Genomic DNA, 23073 nt, shown 5'->3' on the forward strand with positions numbered 1-23073 from the left:
TCGGCCCGGCGTTCTTCATCCAGAGATTTGCCGGGCCGACACCCCATTCGGCGACTGCGCACGGTAAATTTCAGGCCATGCCACGTGGACGCCATCGCCATTCCCCGCCCCTGCACAGGATGCTGCCGCCTTCGGCGGTAGCCGGAGCGTCGGTTTTGTGTGCCGCCGGCGCGTGGTTTCTGGCGGAGCCAATCATGCTCCGCTCCCTGGTCGGAGCCGCCGCAGCGGCGGCTGTCACCGGCGCGGTCCTCATGCGGAGTTGGGACCGGAACGCCGGCCGCCGCGTCGCGGAACTCACGCGCGCCCGCGCGAGCGACGAGTGGAAGACCGAGGAGCGCATAGCCGAACTCGAGACGGATATCGAGGAATCGCGCGAGCTGCGTACCAAGCTCGACGCGAGGCTGCGCGCCAAGCGGGTCGAGCTCGCCGCGCTGCGCAACGAGCACGCCGCGCTGCTGCGGCGGTACGCGACGGCGGAGACCGAGCGGGCCAGCGCGCTCGAGGGCCGCAGGCAGCTCGCGCTCGAAGCGGCCGCACCGGTCAGGGCGCTGCCCCCGGCCGGGTCCACGCCCACCCTGTCCACGTTCCTCCGCGCTTCCAAGGCGCTGGACGATCTGTCGCGCAACGCCGCCGCGCAGGAGGCGAAGCGCACCGTCGAAGAAGCCCGTCAACGCGATCTGGCCGAGCGGGCCCGGGAGGCGGACGAACCGCAGGGGAAGCACGCGGCGGCCGCCGGGGGAGAGCAGCACACCCGCCCGACGTCCGCCGTCCCCGCCCGTCGTCGCGTCCCCGCCGCGACAGCGATCGTTCCGTACGGTCCCAAGCGCCGCCCCGCACGCCCCGAGGGCGGCTTCGACTTCTTCGGCACGGCCGAGGGCGCGGGTGCGCAGAAGGCGATCGAGGCCGCGCAGAACGAGGACCTCGCCGATGTGGTGGGCGAGGAGGCCCTGGCCGCACAGGACACGACGGACGACCGCGCGGTCGGCAAGGTGATCGACCTGACGGCGCACGACGAGACGGAGCAGTTGGACGTCGCCGAGCTGCGCACCGCGATTTCCTGACCGACGACGTCGCGGACGCTGCTTGCCGGCCTGTCGTCCCGTCCGCTACTTGTCGATCAGTCGATTACTTGTCGATGTCGCCGACGACGAAGAACAGCGAGCCCAGGATCGCCACCATGTCGGCCACCAGTGTGCCCGGCAGCAGCTCCGTCAGCGCCTGGATGTTGTTGTACGACGCCGAGCGCAGCTTCAGCCGGTAGGGCGTCTTCTCTCCCTTGGAGACCAGGTAGTAGCCGTTGATGCCGAGCGGGTTCTCGGTCCAGGCGTACGTATGGCCCTCGGGTGCCTTGAGGACCTTCGGCAGACGCTGGTTGATCGGGCCCGGCGGCAGCTCGGAGATCCGGTCCAGGCACGCCTGCGCCAGGTCCAGCGCGTTGTGCGTCTGGTCGAGGAGAACCTCGAAGCGGGCCAGACAGTCGCCCTCCGTGCGGGTCACGACCTTCAGCGTGTCCTGCAGCTCCCCGTACGCCAGATACGGCTCGTCGCGCCGGAGATCGAAGTCGACACCCGAGGCGCGGGCGATCGGGCCGCTCACTCCGTACGCGTGGACCGTCCCGGCCGTGAGCACACCCACATCGCGGGTACGGCCGCGGAAGATCTCGTTGCCGAGTACCAGCCGGTCGTAGATGTCCATCCGGGAGCGGAGGGCGTCGACGGCCTCGCGGGCGCGGCCGAGCCAGCCCGCCGGAAGGTCCTCCTTGAGCCCGCCGACCCTGTTGAACATGTAGTGCATCCGGCCGCCGGAGACCTCCTCCATCACGTGCTGGAGATCCTCGCGCTCGCGGAACGCGTGGAAGATCGGCGTGATGCCGCCCAGTTCGAGCGGGTACGACCCGAGGAACATGAGGTGGTTGAGGACCCGGTTGAGCTCGGCGAGGAGCGTACGGGTCCAGACCGCGCGCTCCGGGACCTCCATACCGAGCATCCGCTCGACGGCCATGACGACGCCGAGCTCGTTGGAGAACGCGGAGAGCCAGTCGTGGCGGTTGGCCAGCATCACGATCTGCCGGTAGTCGCGCGCCTCGAAGAGCTTCTCGGCGCCGCGGTGCATATAGCCGATGACCGGCTCGGCGTGCCGGATGCGCTCCCCGTCCAGTACGAGCCGGAGGCGGAGCACGCCGTGCGTGGAGGGATGCTGGGGACCGATGTTGAGCACCATGTCGGTGCTCTCCGCCGCGCCGCCGATGCCGACCGTCGTCTCCGTCATGGCGACAGTATCCCCCGTACGTGTCACTCCTGGGGCGCCGCCCCGGACCCCGCTCCCCGGACGCCGGACGGGCCGGGTTGTCGCTGCACCAGCCAGCCGAAGTCGCCGAGGCCGCCCCGCGCCGTCAGTTCGGCCGCCTCCCCGGCACCGGCGAGTGCGCGGACGTACGCCGCGGGGTCGGAGGTGGCCAGCGACAGCGGGGGGCGTTCGCCGGTGATGCCCAGGTCCCGCAGCACCTCGCGCTGGGTGCGCAGCCGGGCGCCGGGCAGCGCGCACGCGTCCAGGGCCACATGTGCGGTGATGTCGCAACTGCCGTCCGGGAAGGGACGTACCTCGCGGCCCGCCCGGAAACCCGTCAGGGTGCCGAACGGCGGCCGCGTCTCCAGGGCGTGTGTGTAGTCGACGGCGACCGCGAGGCCCGCCTTGAGCGTGCCCACCACCCGCGCCCATGCCTCGTCCCGCGGACGGCCGATCTCCGCCCGCATCCCCGGCTCGGGCAGCGGCCACCAGCGGGCCAGCCACTCGGCGTCCGCTCCGGAGACCGGGGAGCCGAGCCGTTCGGTGCCGTCCGCGCGGACGAGGACATACCGTGCGACGCCGTCCGGGTCGGTCTCGGCGACATCCACCGGGACGTTGTCCAGCCATTCGTTGGCGAAGAGCAGCCCGCTCACACCGGCCGGGGGCTCGGCGGTCCATTCGATGCGGGGGTCCAGGCCCGCGGGACGGGCCGCACGCTCCACGGCGTACGCCCGTACCGGGAAACCGGACGGCAACGCGGCCAGCACCCCGGTGAGAAGCTCGCCGCGGCCCGCGCCGACGTCGACCAGTGCCACCTCGTCGAGATCGAGCGGCTCCGCCGTGGTGACCAGCAGCCGGGCGACCGCCGAGGCGAACAGCGGCGACGCGTGCACCGACGTACGGAAGTGTCCGCCCGGTCCCTCGGGCCGCAGATAGAAGCCGCCGGGCCCGTACAGCGCTGCCTCCGTCGCTTCCCGCCATCCCCGCCACTGACACGTCTCATCCGTCACGCGCACAAGTCTCCACCTTGCGGAGTACGCTTCCGCCGACCGGATCGCCCCTCCGGTTGACACTTGCACCTATCTCCTTTCCCTACGCTGGGTTACGTGCAGCGCCTCTACGACTTCATCCGCAGACACCCGACGGGCGTCGACAGCTTCTGGGCTGTCATGCTCTTCGGGTTCTCCATGCTGTGGGTGATACAGGTACCCGTCGGTATCGAGCCCCGTATCTCCGCGGCTCTGATCGTTCTGCTGCTGAGTCTGGTCGTGGCGCTGCGCCGCCGGATGCCGGAGCAGATGCTGGTACTCGCCGCGGCGCTGGGAGTCGCCCAGCTCGCGCTGGACGTCGAGGTCAACCCGGCCGACTTCGCGATGCTGGTGATCATCTACACCGTCACCGCGCACGACGGGGCGCGCTGGGCCTCCCGGCTGGCGCTCGCCGGCGGGCTGTCCGCGGCCACGCTGGCGCAGCTGCGCTGGCCGGTGGAGAACACCGGCGCCGGCGGCAAGATCTTCTTCACCATCGTCATGAGTGTGCCGTTCGCCCTGGCCTGGGTGCTCGGCGACTCGATACGCACCCGGCGGGCGTACTTCGCGCAGCTCGAGGAGCGGGCAACCCGGCTGGAGCGGGAGCGCGAGGCACAGGCGAAGGTCGCGGTCGCGGCCGAACGCGCGCGGATCGCCCGCGAGCTGCATGACGTCGTCGCGCACAACGTCTCGGTGATGGTGGTGCAGGCCGACGGTGCCGCGTATGTCCTGGACGCCGCCCCCGACCAGGCCAAGCAGGCGCTGGAGACCATCTCGAGCACCGGCCGCCAGGCGCTCGCGGAGATGCGCAGGCTGCTCGGCGTACTGCGTACGGGAGACGCCCCGGAGAGCGGTGAGTATGTCCCGCAGCCCGATGTCCAGCAGATCGAGGACCTGGTCGAGCAGGTGCGCGTCGCGGGCCTGACCGTGGACTTCAAGATCGAGGGAACGTCGCGGCCGCTGCCGAGCGGCGTCGAGCTCACCGCCTACCGCATCGTCCAGGAGGCGCTGACCAACACCCGCAAGCACGGCGGGCCCGAGGCCGGCGCCAGCGTGCGGCTCGTCTACTTCGACGACGGCCTCGGACTGCTGGTGGAGGACGACGGCCGCGGTTCGTCGCACGAGCTGTACGAGGACGGCGGTGCCGACGGCCGGGGCCACGGGCTCATCGGCATGCGGGAGCGCGTCGGTATGGTCGGCGGCACGCTCGACGCGGGGCCGCGGCCCGGCGGCGGCTTCCGGATCAGCGCACTGCTCCCCCTCAAGCCCGCCCACTAGCGATCCCACCGGATCCCAGCAGAGATCGAGGCCTCACTGACATGTCCATCCGCGTGATGCTCGTCGACGATCAGGTGCTGCTCCGGACCGGGTTCCGGATGGTGCTCGCCGCCCAGCCGGACATGGAGGTCGTCGCGGAGGCGGGCGACGGGGCGGAGGCGATCGAGAACCTCCGCTCCACCGCCGTGGACGTGGTGCTGATGGATGTACGCATGCCGAGGCTGGACGGCGTGGAGGCGACGCGGCGGATCTGTGCCGAGCCGGACGCCCCGAAGGTGCTGATACTGACGACGTTCGACCTGGACGAGTACGCGTTCTCCGGCCTGAAGGCAGGCGCCAGCGGCTTCATGCTCAAGGATGTGCCGCCCGCCGAGCTGCTCGGCGCGATCCGGTCGGTGCACAGCGGCGACGCGGTTGTCGCGCCGTCCACGACGCGTCGGCTGCTGGACCGCTTCTCGCCGATGCTGCCGAGCAGCTCCCCCGAGCCGCAGCGCAAGGAGCTTCAGCGACTCACCGGGCGGGAGCGCGAAGTGATGCTCCTGGTCGCGCAGGGCCTGTCGAACGGAGAGATCGCCGCGCGCCTCGTCCTCTCCGAGGCCACGGTCAAGACCCATGTGGGCCGCATCCTCACCAAGCTGGGCCTGCGGGACCGGGTGCAGGTGGTGGTGCTCGCGTACGAGACCGGGCTGGTGCGTGCGGGCGGCGGAGCGAGTTCTTCCTGACGCGGGGCACGGCGCCCGTCCGCACGGAGCGGCTCCTAACGCAGCACCGTTTCCAGGAAGTCGCTGCCGAGCCGGGCGACGGCGGAGACGTCCAGCTGGTGCAGGACGTAGCGACCGCGCCGCCGCGTGGAGATCAGCCCGGCCTTCTTCAGCACGGCCAGATGGCGGGAGACCTCGGGCGCGGTGATCGCGTACTCGTCCGCCAGTTCGCCGGTCGTGTACGGGGCACGGGCGAGGTTGCGGCACAGCCGCATGCGCATGGGGTGCGCCAGCGCTTCCATCCGCAGCTTCAACAGCTCCACGGGGGCGGGGCCCGGGAGTTCGGGTGAGCCGACGGGGTAGTGGATCACCGGCCGCCAGCCGGGCGCGTGCAGCACCATGAGATGCGGCCAGCCGAAGCTGGACGGTATGAGGGAGAGTCCGGCGCCGACGGCGGGGTCGACGGCGGTCGTCCGCCCGTCCGCGAGTTTGTCGGCACTGATACGTGTCCGGTCCTCGTCCACCGCGAGCGCGGGGGAGACCGCGTGCAGCGCCTCGGCGAGGCCCTTGCGGCGCAGCAGCTCGGTCTTGTGGCGGGCGTCGGCGGCGAGCTGGGGGCGGACGCGTCGCCAGGTGTCGGCGAAGAAGGACTGGTTGCAGTCTTCGAAGAGGCGCCGCACCCAGGTGCGTACGGAGGCGGGGTCGTCCAGCAGCCGACGGGTGAAGTCGAGCTGCTTGGGGCCGCGGGTGGCGGCGAGTTCGAGTGCGCGCTCGCGCCGGGCGGGGTCGGTGAGGGCGGACGGGCTGGGGGTCCCGTACGTACTGGCGCAGGTGAACTCCAGGGCCGCGGCGACGAAGCGCTCGTCGTCGAGCCGGTCGAGCATGTCCAGCTCCTCGGCGAAGCAGGCGCCGGTCGGGCCGCAGGCTGTGCTGAGGGCCGCGGGCAGCCCGGCGAACGGCATGAAGACGTCCGAGAAGGTGGACCGCCAGAGGAAGTCGGCCTCGTGCAGCCGGTCCGCAAGGTCCGGCTTGAGCCCGGCGGCGGTCGCCGTGGCCCAGCCGTGCAGCCCTGGATGGTGCCCGGGTTCGGCGAGCGCGTGCAGCGCCACACCCAGCTCGGCGAGGGGGGAAATCTCGAAGACGATGCGCTCGGGGGGCAGCCCCGCGATATCTATGGACACGCTCACGCCTCCATGGTGCGGGTGCACGGGGCGCCTCTCGCGCCATTTGACGGGGCTCGTCAATCGACGCGACGGAATACGCGGGGCGGGCGCAGCGTACATGCATGAACGCCATGCATCAGTACATGATCGACAATTACCGCGCGGCGCAGCGGGGCGAGCAGGCTCCGCCGCAGCCGGGCCTGAACGACTGGCAGATGGTCCGGGAGTTCCGCGACTACCGCCGCTTCCACGCGGTGCTCGCCGGTCACCGCTCCCACGGCCGCATCCGGGCGGCGCTGACCCGCCTGCTGCACCCGCGCGCGGCGAACTGCGGCTGAGCCCCGGCCGAGCCCTGGCCGAGCCCCGGCAGAGGGGCCCGGCCCGGACCCGGCCGAGGGCGTCCGGCCGAGCCCCGGTCGGGAGCGGCCGACTACCCGACCCTCCGCAGGAACTCCGCCACCGCCGCTCTCACGTCCTCACCCGTCCACTCCAGCCCCTCCGCCGCCACCGTCAGCTCCGTCACCGACACCCCAGGCGGGCAGCCCTCGGTGAACCACCTCCTGAAGAGCGTCACGCCCGTCTCCTCCGCCTGGCGCACCGCCGCCTCGTTCAGGGCGTCCGCCTCGTACCCGAGCCAGACCTGGAACTGGTGCGTGTGCGGCTCCTGAGGGTGGACCCGGAACCACGGGACGTCCGCCTCCGTGAAAGCCTCGCGCAGCGCCGCCGCGACCACCTTCGCGTGGGACACGTACGACGGGAGCCGAGGCAGCTCCCGCTCCAGGCCCAGCAGCGCGGACAGGGCCGCCGGGTACTGCTGGAAGACCTGGCCGCCGTACCGGTGCCGCCAGGTCCTGGCCTCGGCCACCATGTCCTCCGGGCCCGCCAGCAACGCGCCGGAGAGCGCATCCAGGGACTTGTAGAAGGACACGTAGACGCTGTCCGCGAGGGACGCGATCTCATCCAGCGGGCGGCCGAAGTGCGGGGCGCACTCCCACAGGCGCGCGCCGTCGAAGTGCACCACTGCATCGCGTTCCCGCGCCGCCTCCACGACCTCGACCAGTCCGTCCCACGACGGCAGTACGAAACCCGCGTCCCGCAGCGGCAGTTCCAGCATCAGCGAGCCGAAGGGCTCGTCCAAGTCGCGTACCTCCGCCGCTGTCGGCAGCCGCGGCTCGTGCGTCGGGTGCACCGTCCGCAACCCGCTCACCGCACCGAACGCGCCCCGCTCGTGCCTCTCCGGATGCGCCGTCGGATGCAGCGCGACCGTCGGATTCCCGGTACGCCCCGCCCAGCACCGCAGCGCCACCTGCTGCGCCATCGTCCCGGTCGGAAAGAACGCCCCGGCCGGGAACCCGAGCAGCCGCGCCGCCCGCTCCTCCAGCTCGGCGACGACCCCGTTGCCGTATACATCCGTCCACTCGTCCAGGTCGTACACCTCGCCCGCGTCCGCCGCCAGCGCCGCGAGCCGGTCGCCGACCCGGTAGTCCGCGGAGGCCCGCCACAGCACCCGGTCCGACGCCCGCCAGGCGGCGAGCCTGCGGTGCCGCTCGTCCTTCTCGATCTCCTCAGTCATGCACCGATCATCCACCGGCGGCCGATCGCCGCCCACAGCCTGTGGACAACTCGAAGGCCTCGGGAAACGCTGGCGTAGCATGACGTGAAATCGTCCGGTACCCCCCGCGGACTGGAACGGAAGGCCCCGCCGCGTGAATGCCACAGCACCACAGGAACCGCTCGACCCGCGGGACCGCCCCGCCCGACTCACTGTCGGCGTCGTCGGAGCAGGCCGCGTCGGCCCGGCCCTCGCCGCATCGCTCCAGCTCGCCGGCCACCGCCCGGTCGCCGTCTCCGGCGTTTCCGACGCCTCCGTACGACGCGCTGCCGCACTGCTCCCCGACGTACCGCTGGTGACCCCCGCGGAGGTCCTCGCCCGCGCCGAGCTGGTGCTGCTGACCGTCCCGGACGACGCGCTGCCCGCGCTGGTCGACGGGCTCGTCGGGACCGGCGCCGTACGACCCGGACAGCTGCTTGTGCACACCTCCGGGCGGTACGGCGCGAAGGTGCTCGACCCCGCCACCAGGGCCGGCGCGCTGCCGCTGGCGCTGCACCCCGCGATGACGTTCACCGGGACCGGCGTCGACGTCCAGCGGCTGGCCGGCTGCTCCTTCGGAGTGACCGCCCCCGAGGAGCTGCGGCTGGCCGCCGAGGCGCTCGTCATCGAGATGGGCGGCGAGCCCGAGTGGATCGAGGAGGAGGCCCGCCCGCTCTACCACGCGGCCCTCGCCCTCGGCGCGAACCACCTCGTCACCCTGGTCGCCCAGTCGATGGAGCTGTTGCGTACGGCGGGGGTCACCGCCCCTGACCGGATGCTCGGCCCGCTGCTCGGCGCCGCCCTCGACAACGCCCTGCGCTCCGGCGACGCCGCGCTCACCGGACCGGTCGCGCGCGGCGACGCGGGCACCGTCGCGGCGCATGTCGCGGAGCTGCGCAAGCACGCGCCCGCGACGGTCGCCGGGTACCTGGCGATGGCCCGTACCACCGCCGACCGGGCGCTCGCTCATGGTCTGCTCAAACCGGAGCTCGCCGAGGACCTGCTGGGCGTTCTCGCCGAGGGGGACACCCGATGAGCCGCGATTTCGAACTCGTGCCGACTCTTCAGGACTTGGACGACGTCCTCGGCCACCGCGCCGTCCCCGGCCGCACCGCCGTCGTCATGACCATGGGCGCTCTCCACGAGGGCCACGCCACCCTGATCCGCGCCGCCCGCGAGCACGTCGGCAGCACGGGCTTCGTCGTCGTCACCGTCTTCGTCAACCCGCTCCAGTTCGGTGCGGGCGAGGACCTCGACCGTTACCCCCGTACTCTCGACGCCGACCTCAAGACGGCCGAACAGGCAGGCGCAGACGTCGTGTTCGCGCCCTCGGCCGACGAGGTCTACCCGGGGGGCCAACCACAGGTCCGCATCACCGCGGGCCCGATGGGCGAGCGGCTCGAAGGGGCCTGTCGTCCCGGTCACTTCGACGGCATGCTCACCGTCGTCGCCAAGCTCCTGCACCTCACCCGCCCCGATGCGGCCTTCTTCGGCCAGAAGGACGCGCAACAGCTCGCGCTGATCCGCCGGATGGTCCTCGATCTGAACTTCCCGGTCGAGATCGCCGGCGTACCGACCGTCCGTGAGGCCGACGGCCTCGCGCTCTCCAGCCGCAACCGCTACCTGTCGGCCGACGGGCGCCGTACCGCCCTCGCCCTGTCCAGGTCCCTCTTCGCGGCGCACGACCGCCTCGCCGCCGAACACGCCCTGCACGCGCGCGCCGAGGCCACCCACGGCACCGTCGCACGTGCCGCCGCGCTCTCCGCGATAGGTGAGGCCCGAGCGGCGGCCGACGCGCACGCGGTGGCCCAGGCAGGACCGGGCGGCGTCCCCGCCGTCCGCGCCGCGGCCCGCGCCGTCCTCGACGAGGCCGCGCGCGCCCAACCGCCTCTCGTCCTCGACTATCTGGCCCTCGTCGACCCGGCGACCTTCACCGAGGTCCCGGACGACCACACCGGCGAGGCGATCCTCGCGGTCGCCGCGCGGGTCGGTGCGACGCGCCTGATCGACAACATCCCCCTGACCTTCGGAGCCCCAGCATGACCGGAATACGGCTGAGCGCCCCCGCCCCCGGCTGGGCCATCGAGGCCGACGTCGTCGTGGTCGGCTCCGGAGTCGCGGGTCTGACCGCCGCGCTGCGCTGCACGGCCGCCGGGCTGAGCACGGTCGTGGTCACCAAGGCCCGCCTGGACGACGGCTCCACGCGCTGGGCGCAGGGCGGCATCGCCGCCGCGCTGGGCGACGGCGACACCCCGGAGCAGCATCTGGACGACACCCTGGTCGCGGGCGCGGGCCTGTGCGACGAGGACGCGGTCCGCACCCTGGTCACCGAGGGTCCCGACGCCGTACGCCGGCTGATCGCCACCGGCGCGCACTTCGACACCTCCGAGGCCGGTGAGATCGAGCTCACCCGCGAGGGCGGCCACCACCGGCGCCGTATCGCGCACGCGGGAGGCGACGCGACGGGCGCCGAGATCTCCCGCGCGCTCGTCGAGGCGGTACACGCCAGCGAGCTGCGCACCATCGAAAACGCCCTGGTCCTGGACCTGTTGACGGATGCCGACGGCCGTACGGCCGGAATCACCCTCCATGTCATGGGCGAGGGCCAGCACGACGGCGTCGGTGCCGTCCATGCCCCGACCGTGGTCCTGGCCACCGGGGGCATGGGCCAGGTCTTCTCCGCCACCACCAACCCCGCGGTCTCCACAGGTGACGGTGTCGCGCTCGCGCTCCGTGCCGGTGCGGAGATCTCCGACCTCGAATTCGTGCAGTTCCACCCGACGGTGCTCTTCCTCGGCGCGGACTCCGAGGGCCAGCAGCCGTTGGTCTCCGAGGCGGTACGAGGCGAGGGCGCCCATCTCGTCGACGCGTCCGGCACCCGCTTCATGCTCGGGCAGCACGAGCTGGCCGAGCTCGCCCCTCGCGACATCGTCGCCAAGGGCATCATGCGCCGGATGCAGGAACAGGGCGTCGCGCACATGTACCTCGACGCCCGCCACTTCGGCGCCGAGATGTGGGAGCAGCGCTTTCCCACCATCCTCGCGGCCTGCCGGGCCCACGGCATCGACCCGGTCACCGAGCCCATCCCGGTCGCCCCGGCCGCCCACTACGCCTCCGGCGGCGTACGCACCGACCTGCACGGCCGCACCACCGTCCCGGGCCTGTACGCCTGCGGCGAGGTCGCCTGCACCGGAGTACACGGCGCGAACCGCCTCGCCTCCAACTCCCTTCTGGAGGGCCTGGTCTTCGCCGAGCGCATCGCCACCGACATAGCCTCCCGCGCCCCGCTCCGGGCCGGCCCGCCCGCCGCGCCCGCGACCCCCTCCGTCCTGCCGCTCATAGCACCCGAGGCGCGCGCCGAGATCCAGCGGATCATGTCCCACGGCGCGGGTGTGCTCCGCTCGGCGCAGAGCCTGACCGAGGCGGCGGCCGCGCTCGGCGCCGTACACCGCAACGCCGTGCAGAACCAGGAAGGTTCGGGCAAGACGGCCGAACCCGGAGTCGAGACCTGGGAGACCTCCAACCTCCTGTGCGTGGCCCGTGTCCTGACCGCCGCCGCGCTGGAGCGCGAGGAGACGCGCGGCTGCCACTGGCGCGAGGACCGCCCCGACCGCGACGACGCCGAGTGGCGCCGCCATCTCGTCGTACGCCTCGCGCCGGACCGCAGCCTGGTCGTTCGCCGCACCGAGAACACCGCATTCGCCCCCACTGTCCCCGACGCCCCCAGGGAGCCGTAACCGTGAGCACGCCCGAAGAACGTCCGCGTCCCGTGGACGTACCGCTGATCCAGATCGGCGCACCCGCAGCGGCCCCGGCGGGCGGCTGCTCGGACGCCTGCGGCTGCGCCGCCGGCGAGGAGGGTTACGACGACCTGGAGTGCGGCCTCGACCCCGGCCTCGCGCAGCTTCTGCTCGACGCGGGCCTCGACCCCGTACAGGTCGAGGACATCGCCCACCTCGCCATCAGCGAGGATCTCGACGGCGGCGTGGATGTGACGACCGTGGCGACCGTCCCCGCGGACGCCGTCGCCACCGGCGACTTCACCGCCCGCGAGGCCGGTACGGTCGCCGGCCTGCAGATCGCCGAGGCGATCCTGTCCATCGTCTGCACCGACGAGTTCGAGGTGGAGCGACACGTCGAGGACGGTGACCGCGTCGAAGCAGGCCAGAAGCTGCTGTCCGTCACCACCAACACCGGTGACCTGCTCACCGGCGAGCGCAGCGCGCTCAACGTGCTGTGCCGCCTCTCCGGCATCGCGACCGCGACCCGTGCCTGGGCCGACGTGCTCGAAGGCACCAAGGCCAGGGTCCGCGACACCCGCAAGACCACCCCGGGCCTGCGCGCGCTGGAGAAGTACGCGGTGCGCTGCGGCGGCGGCGTCAATCACCGCATGTCGCTGTCCGACGCCGCGCTCGTCAAGGACAACCACGTGGTGGCGGCGGGTGGCGTCGCGCAGGCGTTCAAGGCCGTACGGGAGCAGTTCCCGGACCTCGCGATCGAGGTCGAGGTGGACACCATGCACCAGGTCCGCGAAGTCCTCGACGCGGGCGCGGACCTGATCCTGCTGGACAACTTCACCCCGGCCGAGACCGAGGAGGCCGTCGCGCTCGTCGCGAGCCGTGCCGCGCTCGAGTCCTCCGGCCGCCTCACCCTCGAGACCGCCCGTTCGTACGCCGAGACGGGCGTCGACTACCTCGCGGTGGGCGCGCTGACGCACTCCTCCTCGATCCTCGACATCGGCCTCGACCTGCGCGAGGCAGGCATCTGATGCTGCTCACGATCGACGTCGGCAACACCCATACCGTCCTCGGCCTGTTCGACGGTGAGGAGATCGTCGAGCACTGGCGCATCTCCACCGACGCCCGGCGCACCGCCGACGAACTCGCCGTCCTGCTGCAGGGCCTGATGGGCATGCACCCGCTGCTCGGAGACGAACTGGGCGACGGCATCGAGGGCATCGCGATCTGCTCCACCGTTCCTTCCGTGCTGCACGAGCTGCGCGAGGTGACCCGCCGCTACTACGGCGACGTCCCGGCCGTCCTCGTCGAGCCCGGAATCAAGACCGGTGTGCCGATCCTGATGGACAACCCCAAGGAGGTGGGCGCGGACCGCATCATCAACGCGGTCGCCGCCGTCGACCTCTACGGCGGCCCGGCGATCGTCGTCGACTTCGGTACGGCGACGACCTTCGACGCCGTCAGCGCGCGCGGCGAGTACGCGGGCGGTGTGATCGCGCCCGGCATCGAGATCTCCGTCGAGGCGCTCGGCGTCAAGGGCGCCCAGCTCCGCAAGATCGAACTGGCCCGCCCGCGCAGCGTGATCGGCAAGAACACCGTCGAGGCCATGCAGGCCGGCATCGTGTACGGCTTCGCGGGCCAGGTCGACGGTGTCGTAGGACGGATGAAGGTCGAGCTCGCCGACGACCCGGACGACGTGACCGTGATCGCGACCGGCGGTCTCGCTCCGATGGTGCTCGGCGAGTCCTCCGCGATCGACGAGCACGAGCCCTGGCTGACGCTGATCGGTCTGCGTCTGGTCTACGAGCGGAACGTCTCGCGTATGTGAGCCCGGCGCGGTACTCCGCCGCGCCGGAACTCATCGCATTAACCAGATTTTGTCCCTTTGGCACGTATCGTCGGCCCATGCCCACGCCATACGGACCCCGCGGCGGAATGGCGTTCGGCGCAGACGAGCTGCGTGTGCTCCGACGTGCCCTCGCCGTCGCCCTCCACCCTGCCCTTCTCGCCGACGAGGACATCCAGGACTGTCTGCGTCTGGCCGATTCCGTGGACGAGGCGGTCCGCGAGGCGGGCCGGCTGCGCGCGTTCCTCCACGCCGACCTCGCCCGCTACCGCGCAGCGCTTCCCGGCTCCGCCGCGGGCTATCTGGAGCTCCTCCAGGACGCCCTGGCAGGCGGCTACGACCCCCGCCCGGAGGATCTGGCCGCGCTGCGCACCCTGCGCGGCACGCCGGCCGGCGCCGCCGTGCTGCACCGCTGCCAGACGCTCGCCGAAGCGTCGGTACGGGCCCGGCTGGCCGGCCGGCCGGTCGAGGCCGCGCCCTCGCCCGCCGCCCCGGCCCCGCGCACCCGTCTGCTGGCGCTCCCCGGCGGCCGCGCCGCCGCCGACGAACCGAAGCCGCAGCAGAAACCGCAGCAGAAACCGCAGCCCAAGGCGCCGGTGCCCGCCGACCGTCCGGTCCCGAAGCCCTCCGAGGCCTTCCCGCCGCGTCGCAAGCCCGTGCCCCCACCGGAACAGCTGGCCGCCGGATAGCTACTCTTGGGTGCCATGGACTACGTATCCGCGCTCCTGCCCCCCGTGGTGATGGCCGCCTTCTTCATCGGCCTGGTCGTGACGATCGTCAAGAGCCAGGGTGGTCCGAACAAGGCCAAGGAGGACGCGATCGTGGACGCCGCGCTCGCTCGCGCGGAGTCGACGCAGCAGGCCGTCCGCGGCGACTGACGCGCACATCGGCATCGAGGACGTACGGGCGATTTACACCCGTACGTCCTTTTTGTTACGTCAATAACCAGCCATTCCGACATCTCCGACTATGGTGGCGCTGTGCCCCGCCAATTGGGAGAGCTGGAAGACGCCGTCATGACACGCGTCTGGCAATGGAACCGGCCGGTCACGGTCCGGGAAGTCCTCGAAGACCTTCAGCAGGAACGGTCCATCGCCTACACCACCGTCATGACGGTAATGGACAATCTCCATCAGAAGGGCTGGGTTCGCAGGGAAGTCGAAGGCCGCGCCTATCGATATACGGCGGTCTCCACCCGTGCCGCCTACTCGGCCGCACTCATGAACGAAGCTTGGTCCAAGAGTGACAACCCCGCGGCCGCACTTGTCGCCTTCTTCGGCATGATGTCGCCCGAGCAGCGTGAAGCTCTCCTTGCCGCCGTCCGCATCGTTCAGGGCGACGAGGCCGCCGACGGTGGGACCGCGCAGGGGCGATAGCGTCGGGCCATGCCTTATGCCGCAGCAAATGCCATCACCGTCCGGCGGGCCAGGACCAGCGATGTGCCGTCGGTCCGCCGACTCGTCGACCCGTACGTGAGTGAAGGCATCCTGCTCGACAAAGCAACGGTGACGCTTTACGAAGCCATCCAGGAGTTCTGGGTCGCGGAACGCGACGAGGATGCCGAGGTGGTCGGCTGCGGTGCGCTGCATGTCATCTGGGAAGACCTGGCCGAAGTGCGCACTCTCGCGGTGGATCCCGCGTTCAAGGGCACCGGCATCGGCCATCACGTGCTCGACAAGCTGTTGCAGACCGCCCGCCGGCTCGGAGTGAGCAAAGTTTTCTGCCTCACCTTCGAAGTCGACTTCTTCGGGAAGCACGGCTTCGTCGAGATCGGTGAGACACCGGTCGACGGAGATGTCTACAGCGAGCTGCTGCGTTCCTATGACGAGGGCGTCGCCGAGTTCCTCGGGCTCGAACGAGTGAAGCCGAACACCCTGGGCAACAGCCGGATGCTTCTGCACCTGTGATCGCCACTAGAGGCGGATCCCTATGTCCGAATCGCGCACGTTTCCCGCGTTCTTGAGGTTCTGAACCTCTGCCAAGGGTTTGTGTTTTCCAGGGAAAAGCGGTTTCCTTTCCGCGTACTGCATTTTCGATGAAAGGAAATCCGGTGGCACAGAAGGTTCAGGTCCTTCTTGTCGATGACCTCGACGGCGGCGAGGCGGACGAGACCGTGACGTTCGCTCTGGACGGCAAGACCTACGAGATCGACCTCACCACCGCCAATGCGGACAAGCTCCGTGGTCTGCTCGAGCCGTTCGCAAAGAGTGGCCGGCGTACCGGCGGCCGTGCCGCGGCCGGTCGGGGCAAGGCACGCGCGGCGGCCGGGGGCAACAAGGACACCGCCGAAATCCGCGCCTGGGCCAAGGCGAACGGCTTCGAGGTCAACGATCGCGGCCGCGTCCCGGCCACGGTGCGTGAGGCTTACGAGAAGGCCAACGGCTGAGTATTCGTATGCGGCGTATTCGTACGCAGCAGACGGGCCCGGTGGCACTCGGTCGCCGCTGTGTCCACGAGTCGCACGAGATCGGGGCTGATTCCCCCGCCGGACCCGGCACTGTGCCCGAATGGGGCAAGCGCCGGCAACGTCGGCTCCACCTCGCGTCCCGGCACGGGGGGCCGCAGCCATACGGCGGCCTCCCGCGAGCGGGAAAATCCGGGCGGCGGCGGGGCGGTCATCCGTCCGCCCGCGCCGATGGCGGTCAGATCGAGAGCGATCCCGCCCCACTGCAGCCAGTCGAGCAGCCCAGGCAGCTCGTCCGCGCTCCCCACGGCCACCAGAAGCCGCATTCGCTGCCCCATGAGGGCCACAGGCCCGGCGGGCTCCGTCCGGCGCAGCACAGCTGCGCCTGCGTCCGCGGGCAGCTCCAGTACGTCGAAGCGCAGCCCGGTCAGCAGCTGCACCGGGGCCCCGTCCGCCACGGCCCAGCCCAGCTCGTTCTCGTACCACTGCGCGATGCCGCCGTCGAAGGGCGCACGGGGGAGCGGGACGGTGAAGGCCATACCCCGGGAACTCCCGACCCGGCTCGAGAGTTACGCAGAGTTGAGGTTCGGTTGCACTCAGTGTCGGCGTTGGGGGCGTACAAGCCCATTCGAGGGCGCAAAGTTGTTCGCCCGTAGCTGAGGGGAACCGGTGCGCGCTGCATGGAGTGCCAGTTATTACGGGTAAGACATTCCTAGTGGGGAGGGGCGACACGCCTGTTTGGCCGTCTCACGTTCGCCATCGGCGTAGCGGTGACGAGGGTAACTGCCTGGCCTGCGGGAACATCGTCTCGCACCATCGAGTTGGACCAGTTGTCGGCGTTCAGCGGTCAGGAGGCCACAGACGGGTGTCGGCAGTTGGAATGAGCGGTCCCCGCTTGCGGGACTAAGCTGCGGAAGGACAGGGAGGGGACCGACCCCTTACTGCCTGACCGCTCTGAGGAGCGATTAACGATGTTCGAGAGGTTCACCGACCGTGCGCGGCGGGTTGTCGTCCTGGCTCAGGAAGAAGCCCGGATGCTCAACCACAACTACATCGGCACCGAGCACATCCTCCTGGGCCTTATCCACGAGGGTGAGGGTGTCGCCGCTAAGGCCCTGGAGAGCCTCGGGATTTCGCTCGAGGCGGTCCGCCAGCAGGTGGAGGAAATCATCGGCCAGGGCCAGCAGGCCCCGTCCGGGCACATCCCCTTCACCCCTCGTGCCAAGAAGGTCCTGGAGCTGTCGCTCCGCGAGGCCCTCCAGCTCGGCCACAACTACATCGGCACCGAGCACATCCTGCTCGGCCTGATCCGCGAGGGCGAGGGCGTCGCAGCCCAGGTCCTCGTGAAGCTGGGCGCCGATCTCAACCGGGTGCGGCAGCAGGTCATCCAGCTGCTCTCCGGATACCAGGGCAAGGAGGCCGCCACTGCCGGCGGCCCGGCCGAGGGCACGCCCTCGACCTCGCTCGTCCTGGACCAGTTCGGCCGGAATCTCACCCAGGCCGCTCGTGAGTCCAAGCTCGACCCGGTCATCGGGCGCGAGAAGGAGATCGAGCGGGTCATGCAGGTGCTTTCCCGCCGTACGAAGAACAACCCGGTCCTCATCGGCGAGCCCGGCGTCGGCAAGACGGCGGTCGTCGAAGGCCTGGCGCAGGCCATCGTCAAGGGCGAGGTGCCCGAGACCCTCAAGGACAAGCACCTCTACACCCTCGACCTCGGCGCGCTGGTCGCCGGCTCCCGCTACCGCGGTGACTTCGAGGAGCGCCTGAAGAAGGTTCTCAAGGAGATCCGCACCCGCGGCGACATCATCCTGTTCATCGACGAGCTCCACACCCTGGTGGGTGCGGGTGCCGCCGAGGGCGCGATCGACGCCGCCAGCATCCTCAAGCCGATGCTGGCCCGCGGTGAGCTGCAGACCATCGGTGCGACGACGCTCGACGAGTACCGCAAGCACCTGGAGAAGGACGCGGCCCTCGAGCGCCGCTTCCAGCCCATCCAGGTGGCGGAGCCGTCGCTGCCGCACACGATCGAGATCCTCAAGGGTCTGCGCGACCGTTACGAGGCGCACCACCGGGTCTCCATCACGGACGAGGCGCTGGTCCAGGCCGCCACCCTGGCCGACCGGTACATCTCGGACCGCTTCCTGCCGGACAAGGCGATCGACCTGATCGACGAGGCCGGATCCCGGATGCGCATCCGCCGGATGACCGCGCCGCCGGACCTCCGCGAGTTCGACGAGAAGATCGCGGGAGTCCGCCGCGACAAGGAGTCGGCGATCGACTCCCAGGACTTCGAGAAGGCAGCTTCGCTCCGTGACAAGGAGAAGCAGCTGCTGGCGGCGAAGGCCAAGCGGGAGAAGGAGTGGAAGGCCGGCGACATGGACGTCGTCGCCGAGGTCGACGGCGAGCTGATCGCCGAGGTCCTCGCCACGGCCACCGGTATTCCCGTCTTCAAGCTGACCGAGGAAGAGTCCTCGCGGCTTCTGCGCATGGAGGACGAGCTTCATAAGCGCGTCATCGGGCAGAAGGACGCCATCAAGGCCCTCTCGCAGGCGATCCGCCGTACGCGAGCCGGTCTGAAGGACCCGAAGCGTCCCGGTGGCTCGTTCATCTTCGCCGGCCCGTCCGGTGTGGGTAAGACCGAGCTGTCCAAGACGCTCGCCGAATTCCTCTTCGGCGACGAGGACGCACTGATCTCCCTCGACATGTCGGAGTTCAGCGAGAAGCACACGGTTTCCCGTCTCTTCGGTTCCCCGCCCGGATATGTGGGTTACGAAGAGGGCGGACAGCTCACCGAGAAGGTGCGCCGGAAGCCGTTCTCCGTCGTCCTCTTCGACGAGGTCGAGAAGGCCCATCCCGATATCTTCAATTCCCTGCTGCAGATCCTGGAGGACGGTCGTCTGACCGACTCCCAGGGCCGCGTCGTGGACTTCAAGAACACGGTCATCATCATGACGACCAACCTCGGGACCCGGGACATCTCGAAGGGCTTCAATCTGGGCTTCGCGGCTCAGGGCGACGTCAAGTCGAACTACGAGCGGATGAAGGTCAAGGTCAACGAAGAGCTGAAGCAGCACTTCCGGCCCGAGTTCCTCAACCGTGTCGACGACACGGTGGTCTTCCACCAGCTCACCGAGGAAGACATCATCCAGATCGTCGACCTCATGGTCGCCAAGGTGGATGAGCGCCTGAAGGACCGTGACATGGGCCTCGAGCTCAGCCCCACGGCCAAGTCGCTCCTCGCCAAGAAGGGCTACGACCCGGTCCTGGGCGCCCGGCCGCTGCGCCGGACGATCCAGCGCGAGATCGAGGACATCCTGTCGGAGAAGATCCTCTTCGGCGAGCTGCGCCCCGGTCACATCGTGGTCGTGGACACCGAGGGCGAGGGTGAGGAGAAGAAGTTCACCTTCCGCGGCGAGGAGAAGTCGGCACTGCCGGACGTCCCGCCGATCGAGCAGGCGGCCGGCGGAGCCGGTCCGAACCTGTCGAAGGACGCGTAGGCGTTCTGAGCAGCTGATCAGAGGGGCTGCCCCGGACCGTACAACTCGTACGGTCCGGGGCAGCCCCTTTTTCCGTCTGCGGTTCAGCAGAACTTCGGCTTCAGCCAGGAGCATTCGAGGTCGCCCGGCGGCTCGGTGCCCCGCGCGGCCTTCGGCGGTACGGCGGTGATCGTGCCGTGTGCCGTGTCGGACGAGGCGAGCGTGACGACGATCGCGTCCTCGATGCTCTTCACCGAAGAGGCCAGGTAGTTGTTGAGGACGACGCTGTAGACGAGCTCACGCCCGCCGGCGTCCGTGACGAATCCCGAGAGGGCCGATGCGCCCGTCAACGAGCCTGTCTTGCCACGGGCGTTGAGAGCGGCGGGCGTGGCGCACATCCGGGAGCGGAGGGTGCCGCCGACGGCGCGGTCCGGATTGCAGGCGACCGGCAGGGACGCGTACCACTCTGCGTACCAGGGTGCGTCCCGTACGGACAGCAGCAGCGTGGCGAGCTGTTCGGCCGGGAAGAGGTTCATCCGGGTCAGACCCGAGCCGTCGAACTGGCGGATGGTGGTGGTCTTCACGCCCTCCTTCTCCAGATAGCCGCGGATGGCTGCCAGCCCGGCGTCCCAGGTGCCGCGGCCCGATGTCTCGTAGCCGATCGTCTTGGTCAGCGTCTCGGCGTGCATGTTGTTGGAGAGCTTCATGAACGGGAGCAACAGCTCCTTGAGCGGCATGGAGCTGTGCGAGGCGAGGAGCGTGGCGCCGGGCGGGGTGGGGCGGCCCGGGCGGGGACCGCCGGTGAGGCGTACGCCGTGCCGGCCGAGCGCGTCGGAGAAGACCGCGGCGGCATAGCCGGTCGGCTCCCAGACGGTCACCCACTCCTTGGTGGCGCTCGCGCCGACCGGGGTGTTCCCGCTGACGGTGATCGTGTTGGTGCCGTGCTGCCGCTCGACGGCGAGGGTGTCGGCCTGGCCGGCCGGGACGGTGGTGCCGCGGATGTCGAGGCGTACGTAGTCGGTCGGCGGGGTGATCTTGACCTGCGGCTTGTCTCCGGGCTCGGCGCCCGGGAGGGCCTCGACGATGACCGTGCCGGAGTCGTAGTCGGTGTCGGGCGCGACGGTGAGTGGCGAGATCTGTGCGGAGTAGTACGAGGATTCGTCGTCAGCGGCCCAGGAACGGCCCAGGCGCTGGGTGTCGAAGCGGGTGTCGTCGGCGACGAGGCGGCCGGTGACGCGCGTGATGCCCGAAGCGGCGAGATCGGCGGCGAGCCGGTCGTAGTTCACGGCGAGGGTGGTGGGGTCGCCGCCGCCGCGCAGGTAGAGGTCGCCGCGGAGGACGGAACCGTGGCGGCTGCCGGTGGACAGGACGTCGGTACGGAAGCGGTAGCCGGGGCCGAGCAGCGCCATGGCGGCGGTGGAGGTGGCGAGCTTGGTGTTGGAGGCGGGCATCAGGCGGTCGGTGCCGTCCCGCTGGTAGAGCCGCTCCCCGGTGGCGGCGTCGGCGATCACCACGCTCGCGGCTCCGCCGTCCATGCGGGCGTCCGCGAGGATCTTGTCGATGGCGCCCTTGAGTCCGGTGTCGGAGGGGCCCGCCCCGGCAGGCGCGCTCCAGGTGAGTGTGCAGACGAGCCCGATGACGACGGGCCAGATCCAGCCGTGGCGCTTCAGGCGCCGGTCAGTGTGAATCACGGGTCTACTCATGGCACAGGAGCATCCCGGAGGGCGGGGTCGGCGGGAAGGACGCGGATCGGTCGTGTGAGACCGGCTTACAGGTGCTCATTTGGGGTGAAAGGGGCATTTCTGACTCGGGAGTTGGTGTGTCGTGGGCAACATTCCAGGGCCCGCACCGGCGCCGGGTCCGTGACAAGCCACACACGCCCATCCGGCCCTACTAGCCGCAATAGGAGCACGGTTCGACTCCCGGCGGGGGTCCTCGGTCCGGGCTGTGGCGGGAGTTTCGGCACATCGGTCGGAGAGTCGCGCTCATCCGTGCTTGATGGCGGCCCCGCTCGGCTTGTATGTGCGGTTAAACCTCCGCCTCTGGGGATATTTCAACCTCTCTCCGGCAGAGATCCCGATCAGTCCTGGAAGGTGTCAAGAGTCTGATTTGCGACGCTATGACTACGACGCAATGTCGTAGATGGGGGGTTTGAGTGGAAGTGGGCGCATCGGCTACCAAGGGATGGCCAGCCCGGTGCGAGTGCGCCGGGTCCGTTCATGCCCGGAGGTTCACCCCGTATGTCGAAGAGCGTCATCAACCACCGTCTCCGCCCGTCCGTGCTCCGTACCCGTGGTGCCGTCGTGGCCGCCGGAATCGGCGCCGTGATGGTCGTCGGAGCCGGTGCGGGTGTCGCCTCCGCCGATGCGGGCAGGACGGCAGTCGCGAATCCCGCCATTGCCGTGGCCGCCCAGGCCGGCGCACCCGCCAAGGCCACCGCGAACGCGAAGGCCGTCAAGGTCGCCGCGGCGAAGGCCGTCAAGGCCAAGCCCGCCAAGAAGGCCGTCGCCTGGGTCAAGCCCGTTGCCGGCTACACGCTGTCCGCGAGCTTCAACCAGGGCGGCGCCATGTGGTCGCACAAGCACTCCGGCCAGGACTTCGCCGTCCCGGTCGGCACCCCGGTCAAGGCCGCCCACGGTGGTGTCGTCGTGAAGGCCGGCCCGAACGGCGGTGGCGACGGTTCCGCGTACGGCAATGCCATCGTGATCAAGCACGCCAACGGCAACTACTCGCAGTACGCCCACCTGTCGAAGATCAACGTCGGCGCCGGCCAGACGGTGAAGACGGGCCAGGACATCGCCCGGTCCGGCAACACCGGCAACTCGTCGGGCCCGCACCTGCACTTCGAGATCCGTACGACCCCGGACTACGGCTCCGCGGTCAACCCGATGGCCTTCCTGCGTGCCGCGGGCGTCACCGTCTGACGCACCGCACCGCACCGCACCGCACCAGCGGCACCCCGCGTCAGCCCGTGACGCCGTGAGCCTGGCTCACCAGATCGATGGCGACCTCGAGGACGGCCTTGCGCTTGTCCTCCTGGTCGCCTTCGACGTCCTTGAGCACGAACATTCCGGCGTGCATCGTGAAGAGCGCGCTGATGCAGCGGACCTGGTCGGCCAGAGCGGCCTCCGGGTCCTTGATGAGCTCGAGCATCACCAGCATGCGGTCCTTGAAGGTCTCGCCGATGCTCAGATCGCGCATCGTCGCCTGGTTCTCCTGCATGAAGCGGAAGAGCGGGGCGGCGCCGACGAGGGCCTCGCTGTACCGGCGCAGGATCTCCTGTTTTGTCTCCAGGGTGTGCGGCTGCGTCTGCGCCCACTCGATCAGCTCGTCCATCGGCCTGGTGAGGTCCTGGAAGAGGCTGATCAGGATGTCTTCCTTGGTCTTGAAGTGGTAGTACAGCGCCGCCTTGGTGACCTCGAGCCTCTCGGCGATCTCGCGCAGAGACGTCTTCTCGTAACCCTGCTCGGCGAAGAGCTCCAGGGCCACGTCCTGGATGCGCTGGCGGGTGTTGCCTCTGGCCATGTCGGCTCTCCTGAGAACTTACTTGACGCCCGGCTAGT

The 23073-nt window shown here is 70.2% G+C and carries 23 protein-coding genes; 16 read left to right on the top strand and 7 right to left on the bottom strand.

Annotation, left to right across the window (positions count from 1 at the left end; genetic code table 11):
- Positions 1-77 precede the first annotated feature (77 nt).
- Complete coding sequence (locus OG966_RS23020; RefSeq protein WP_326651673.1) at positions 78-1061, top strand: hypothetical protein; 984 nt, start codon at positions 78-80, stop codon at positions 1059-1061.
- A gap of 64 nt (positions 1062-1125) precedes the next feature.
- On the opposite strand, the gene OG966_RS23025 is transcribed toward OG966_RS23020, so the two are convergent.
- Together OG966_RS23025 and OG966_RS23030 are read right to left on the bottom strand one after the other, a co-directional pair.
- The gene (locus OG966_RS23025; RefSeq protein ID WP_326651674.1) at positions 1126-2268 is read right to left on the bottom strand and encodes an NADH-quinone oxidoreductase subunit D; all 1143 of its coding nucleotides are present in this window, start codon (positions 2266-2268) and stop codon (positions 1126-1128) included.
- Between the two features lie 23 nt (positions 2269-2291).
- Positions 2292-3296 carry an SAM-dependent methyltransferase gene (locus tag OG966_RS23030; RefSeq protein WP_326651675.1) on the bottom strand — a complete coding sequence of 335 codons (1005 nt, stop codon included), beginning with the start codon at positions 3294-3296 and terminating at the stop codon, positions 2292-2294.
- A gap of 96 nt (positions 3297-3392) precedes the next feature.
- Between OG966_RS23030 and OG966_RS23035 the strand changes: the two genes are divergently transcribed.
- The gene (locus tag OG966_RS23035; RefSeq protein WP_326651676.1) at positions 3393-4592 is read left to right on the top strand and encodes a sensor histidine kinase; all 1200 of its coding nucleotides are present in this window, start codon (positions 3393-3395) and stop codon (positions 4590-4592) included.
- Between the two features lie 41 nt (positions 4593-4633).
- Entirely contained in the window at positions 4634-5314 is a 681-nt protein-coding gene (locus tag OG966_RS23040; protein WP_326651678.1) for a response regulator transcription factor, read from the top strand.
- Positions 5315-5349: 35 nt separating this feature from the next.
- On the opposite strand, the gene OG966_RS23045 is transcribed toward OG966_RS23040, so the two are convergent.
- Positions 5350-6474: a DUF5937 family protein gene (locus OG966_RS23045; RefSeq protein WP_326655331.1), complete on the bottom strand. Its 1125-nt coding sequence runs from the start codon at positions 6472-6474 to the stop codon at positions 5350-5352.
- Between the two features lie 104 nt (positions 6475-6578).
- On the opposite strand from OG966_RS23045, the gene OG966_RS23050 reads away from it, so the two are divergent.
- Positions 6579-6794, top strand: coding sequence for a hypothetical protein (locus tag OG966_RS23050; RefSeq protein ID WP_326651679.1), 216 nt, complete (start codon positions 6579-6581; stop codon positions 6792-6794).
- Between the two features lie 92 nt (positions 6795-6886).
- Here OG966_RS23050 and OG966_RS23055 read toward each other — a convergent pair whose 3' ends face one another.
- Entirely contained in the window at positions 6887-8029 is a 1143-nt protein-coding gene (locus OG966_RS23055; RefSeq protein WP_326651680.1) for a threonine aldolase family protein, read from the bottom strand.
- A 133-nt stretch (positions 8030-8162) separates the two neighbouring features.
- Here OG966_RS23055 and OG966_RS23060 point away from each other — a divergent pair, with 133 nt between their 5' ends.
- The 10 genes from OG966_RS23060 to OG966_RS23105 all read left to right on the top strand — a co-directional run bounded on the left by OG966_RS23060 (position 8163) and on the right by OG966_RS23105 (position 16016).
- Positions 8163-9083 carry a Rossmann-like and DUF2520 domain-containing protein gene (locus OG966_RS23060; RefSeq protein WP_326651681.1) on the top strand — a complete coding sequence of 307 codons (921 nt, stop codon included), beginning with the start codon at positions 8163-8165 and terminating at the stop codon, positions 9081-9083.
- Positions 9080-10090, top strand: coding sequence for a pantoate--beta-alanine ligase (panC, locus tag OG966_RS23065; protein WP_326651682.1), 1011 nt, complete (start codon positions 9080-9082; stop codon positions 10088-10090). The genes OG966_RS23060 and panC overlap by 4 nt, the downstream gene beginning before the upstream one ends.
- Entirely contained in the window at positions 10087-11784 is a 1698-nt protein-coding gene (locus tag OG966_RS23070) for an L-aspartate oxidase (protein WP_326651684.1), read from the top strand. Before panC ends, OG966_RS23070 begins: the two co-directional genes overlap by 4 nt.
- 2 nt (positions 11785-11786) lie before the next feature.
- Positions 11787-12815, top strand: a complete 1029-nt coding sequence (gene nadC, locus OG966_RS23075; protein ID WP_326651685.1) for a carboxylating nicotinate-nucleotide diphosphorylase — start codon at positions 11787-11789, stop codon at positions 12813-12815.
- Complete coding sequence (locus tag OG966_RS23080) at positions 12815-13612, top strand: type III pantothenate kinase (protein ID WP_326651686.1); 798 nt, start codon at positions 12815-12817, stop codon at positions 13610-13612. Before nadC ends, OG966_RS23080 begins: the two co-directional genes overlap by 1 nt.
- A 107-nt stretch (positions 13613-13719) precedes the next feature.
- Positions 13720-14319: a hypothetical protein gene (locus tag OG966_RS23085; RefSeq protein WP_326655332.1), complete on the top strand. Its 600-nt coding sequence runs from the start codon at positions 13720-13722 to the stop codon at positions 14317-14319.
- 15 nt (positions 14320-14334) lie between these two features.
- The gene (locus OG966_RS23090) at positions 14335-14508 is read left to right on the top strand and encodes a hypothetical protein (RefSeq protein ID WP_326651687.1); all 174 of its coding nucleotides are present in this window, start codon (positions 14335-14337) and stop codon (positions 14506-14508) included.
- Positions 14509-14610: 102 nt separating this feature from the next.
- Positions 14611-15006, top strand: coding sequence for a BlaI/MecI/CopY family transcriptional regulator (locus OG966_RS23095; protein ID WP_326651688.1), 396 nt, complete (start codon positions 14611-14613; stop codon positions 15004-15006).
- Positions 15007-15015: 9 nt separating this feature from the next.
- Positions 15016-15537 (top strand): amino-acid N-acetyltransferase, encoded by a 522-nt coding sequence (locus tag OG966_RS23100; RefSeq protein WP_326651689.1) that lies wholly within the window; start codon positions 15016-15018, stop codon positions 15535-15537.
- 143 nt (positions 15538-15680) lie between these two features.
- Complete coding sequence (locus OG966_RS23105; RefSeq protein ID WP_326651691.1) at positions 15681-16016, top strand: histone-like nucleoid-structuring protein Lsr2; 336 nt, start codon at positions 15681-15683, stop codon at positions 16014-16016.
- Here OG966_RS23105 and OG966_RS23110 read toward each other — a convergent pair.
- On the bottom strand, positions 15995-16573 hold the full coding sequence (locus tag OG966_RS23110) for an SCO3374 family protein (protein ID WP_326651693.1): 579 nt from the start codon (positions 16571-16573) through the stop codon (positions 15995-15997). The two genes, OG966_RS23105 and OG966_RS23110, sit on opposite strands and share 22 nt — an antisense overlap.
- A 432-nt stretch (positions 16574-17005) precedes the next feature.
- Here OG966_RS23110 and OG966_RS23115 point away from each other — a divergent pair, with 432 nt between their 5' ends.
- Positions 17006-19531 carry an ATP-dependent Clp protease ATP-binding subunit gene (locus OG966_RS23115; RefSeq protein ID WP_326651694.1) on the top strand — a complete coding sequence of 842 codons (2526 nt, stop codon included), beginning with the start codon at positions 17006-17008 and terminating at the stop codon, positions 19529-19531.
- Positions 19532-19614: 83 nt separating this feature from the next.
- Here OG966_RS23115 and dacB read toward each other — a convergent pair whose 3' ends face one another.
- Positions 19615-21213, bottom strand: coding sequence for a D-alanyl-D-alanine carboxypeptidase/D-alanyl-D-alanine endopeptidase (gene dacB / locus OG966_RS23120; RefSeq protein ID WP_326651695.1), 1599 nt, complete (start codon positions 21211-21213; stop codon positions 19615-19617).
- Between the two features lie 537 nt (positions 21214-21750).
- On the opposite strand from dacB, the gene OG966_RS23125 reads away from it, so the two are divergent.
- Positions 21751-22434 (top strand): M23 family metallopeptidase, encoded by a 684-nt coding sequence (locus tag OG966_RS23125; protein WP_326651696.1) that lies wholly within the window; start codon positions 21751-21753, stop codon positions 22432-22434.
- 40 nt (positions 22435-22474) lie between these two features.
- Here the strand turns inward: OG966_RS23125 and OG966_RS23130 are convergent, their stop codons facing one another.
- Entirely contained in the window at positions 22475-23035 is a 561-nt protein-coding gene (locus OG966_RS23130; protein ID WP_326651697.1) for a TetR/AcrR family transcriptional regulator, read from the bottom strand.
- Positions 23036-23073 lie beyond the last annotated feature (38 nt).

Origin of the sequence: Streptomyces sp. NBC_01750 (assembly GCF_035918095.1) — a bacterium.
Classification (GTDB): Bacteria; Actinomycetota; Actinomycetes; order Streptomycetales; family Streptomycetaceae; genus Streptomyces.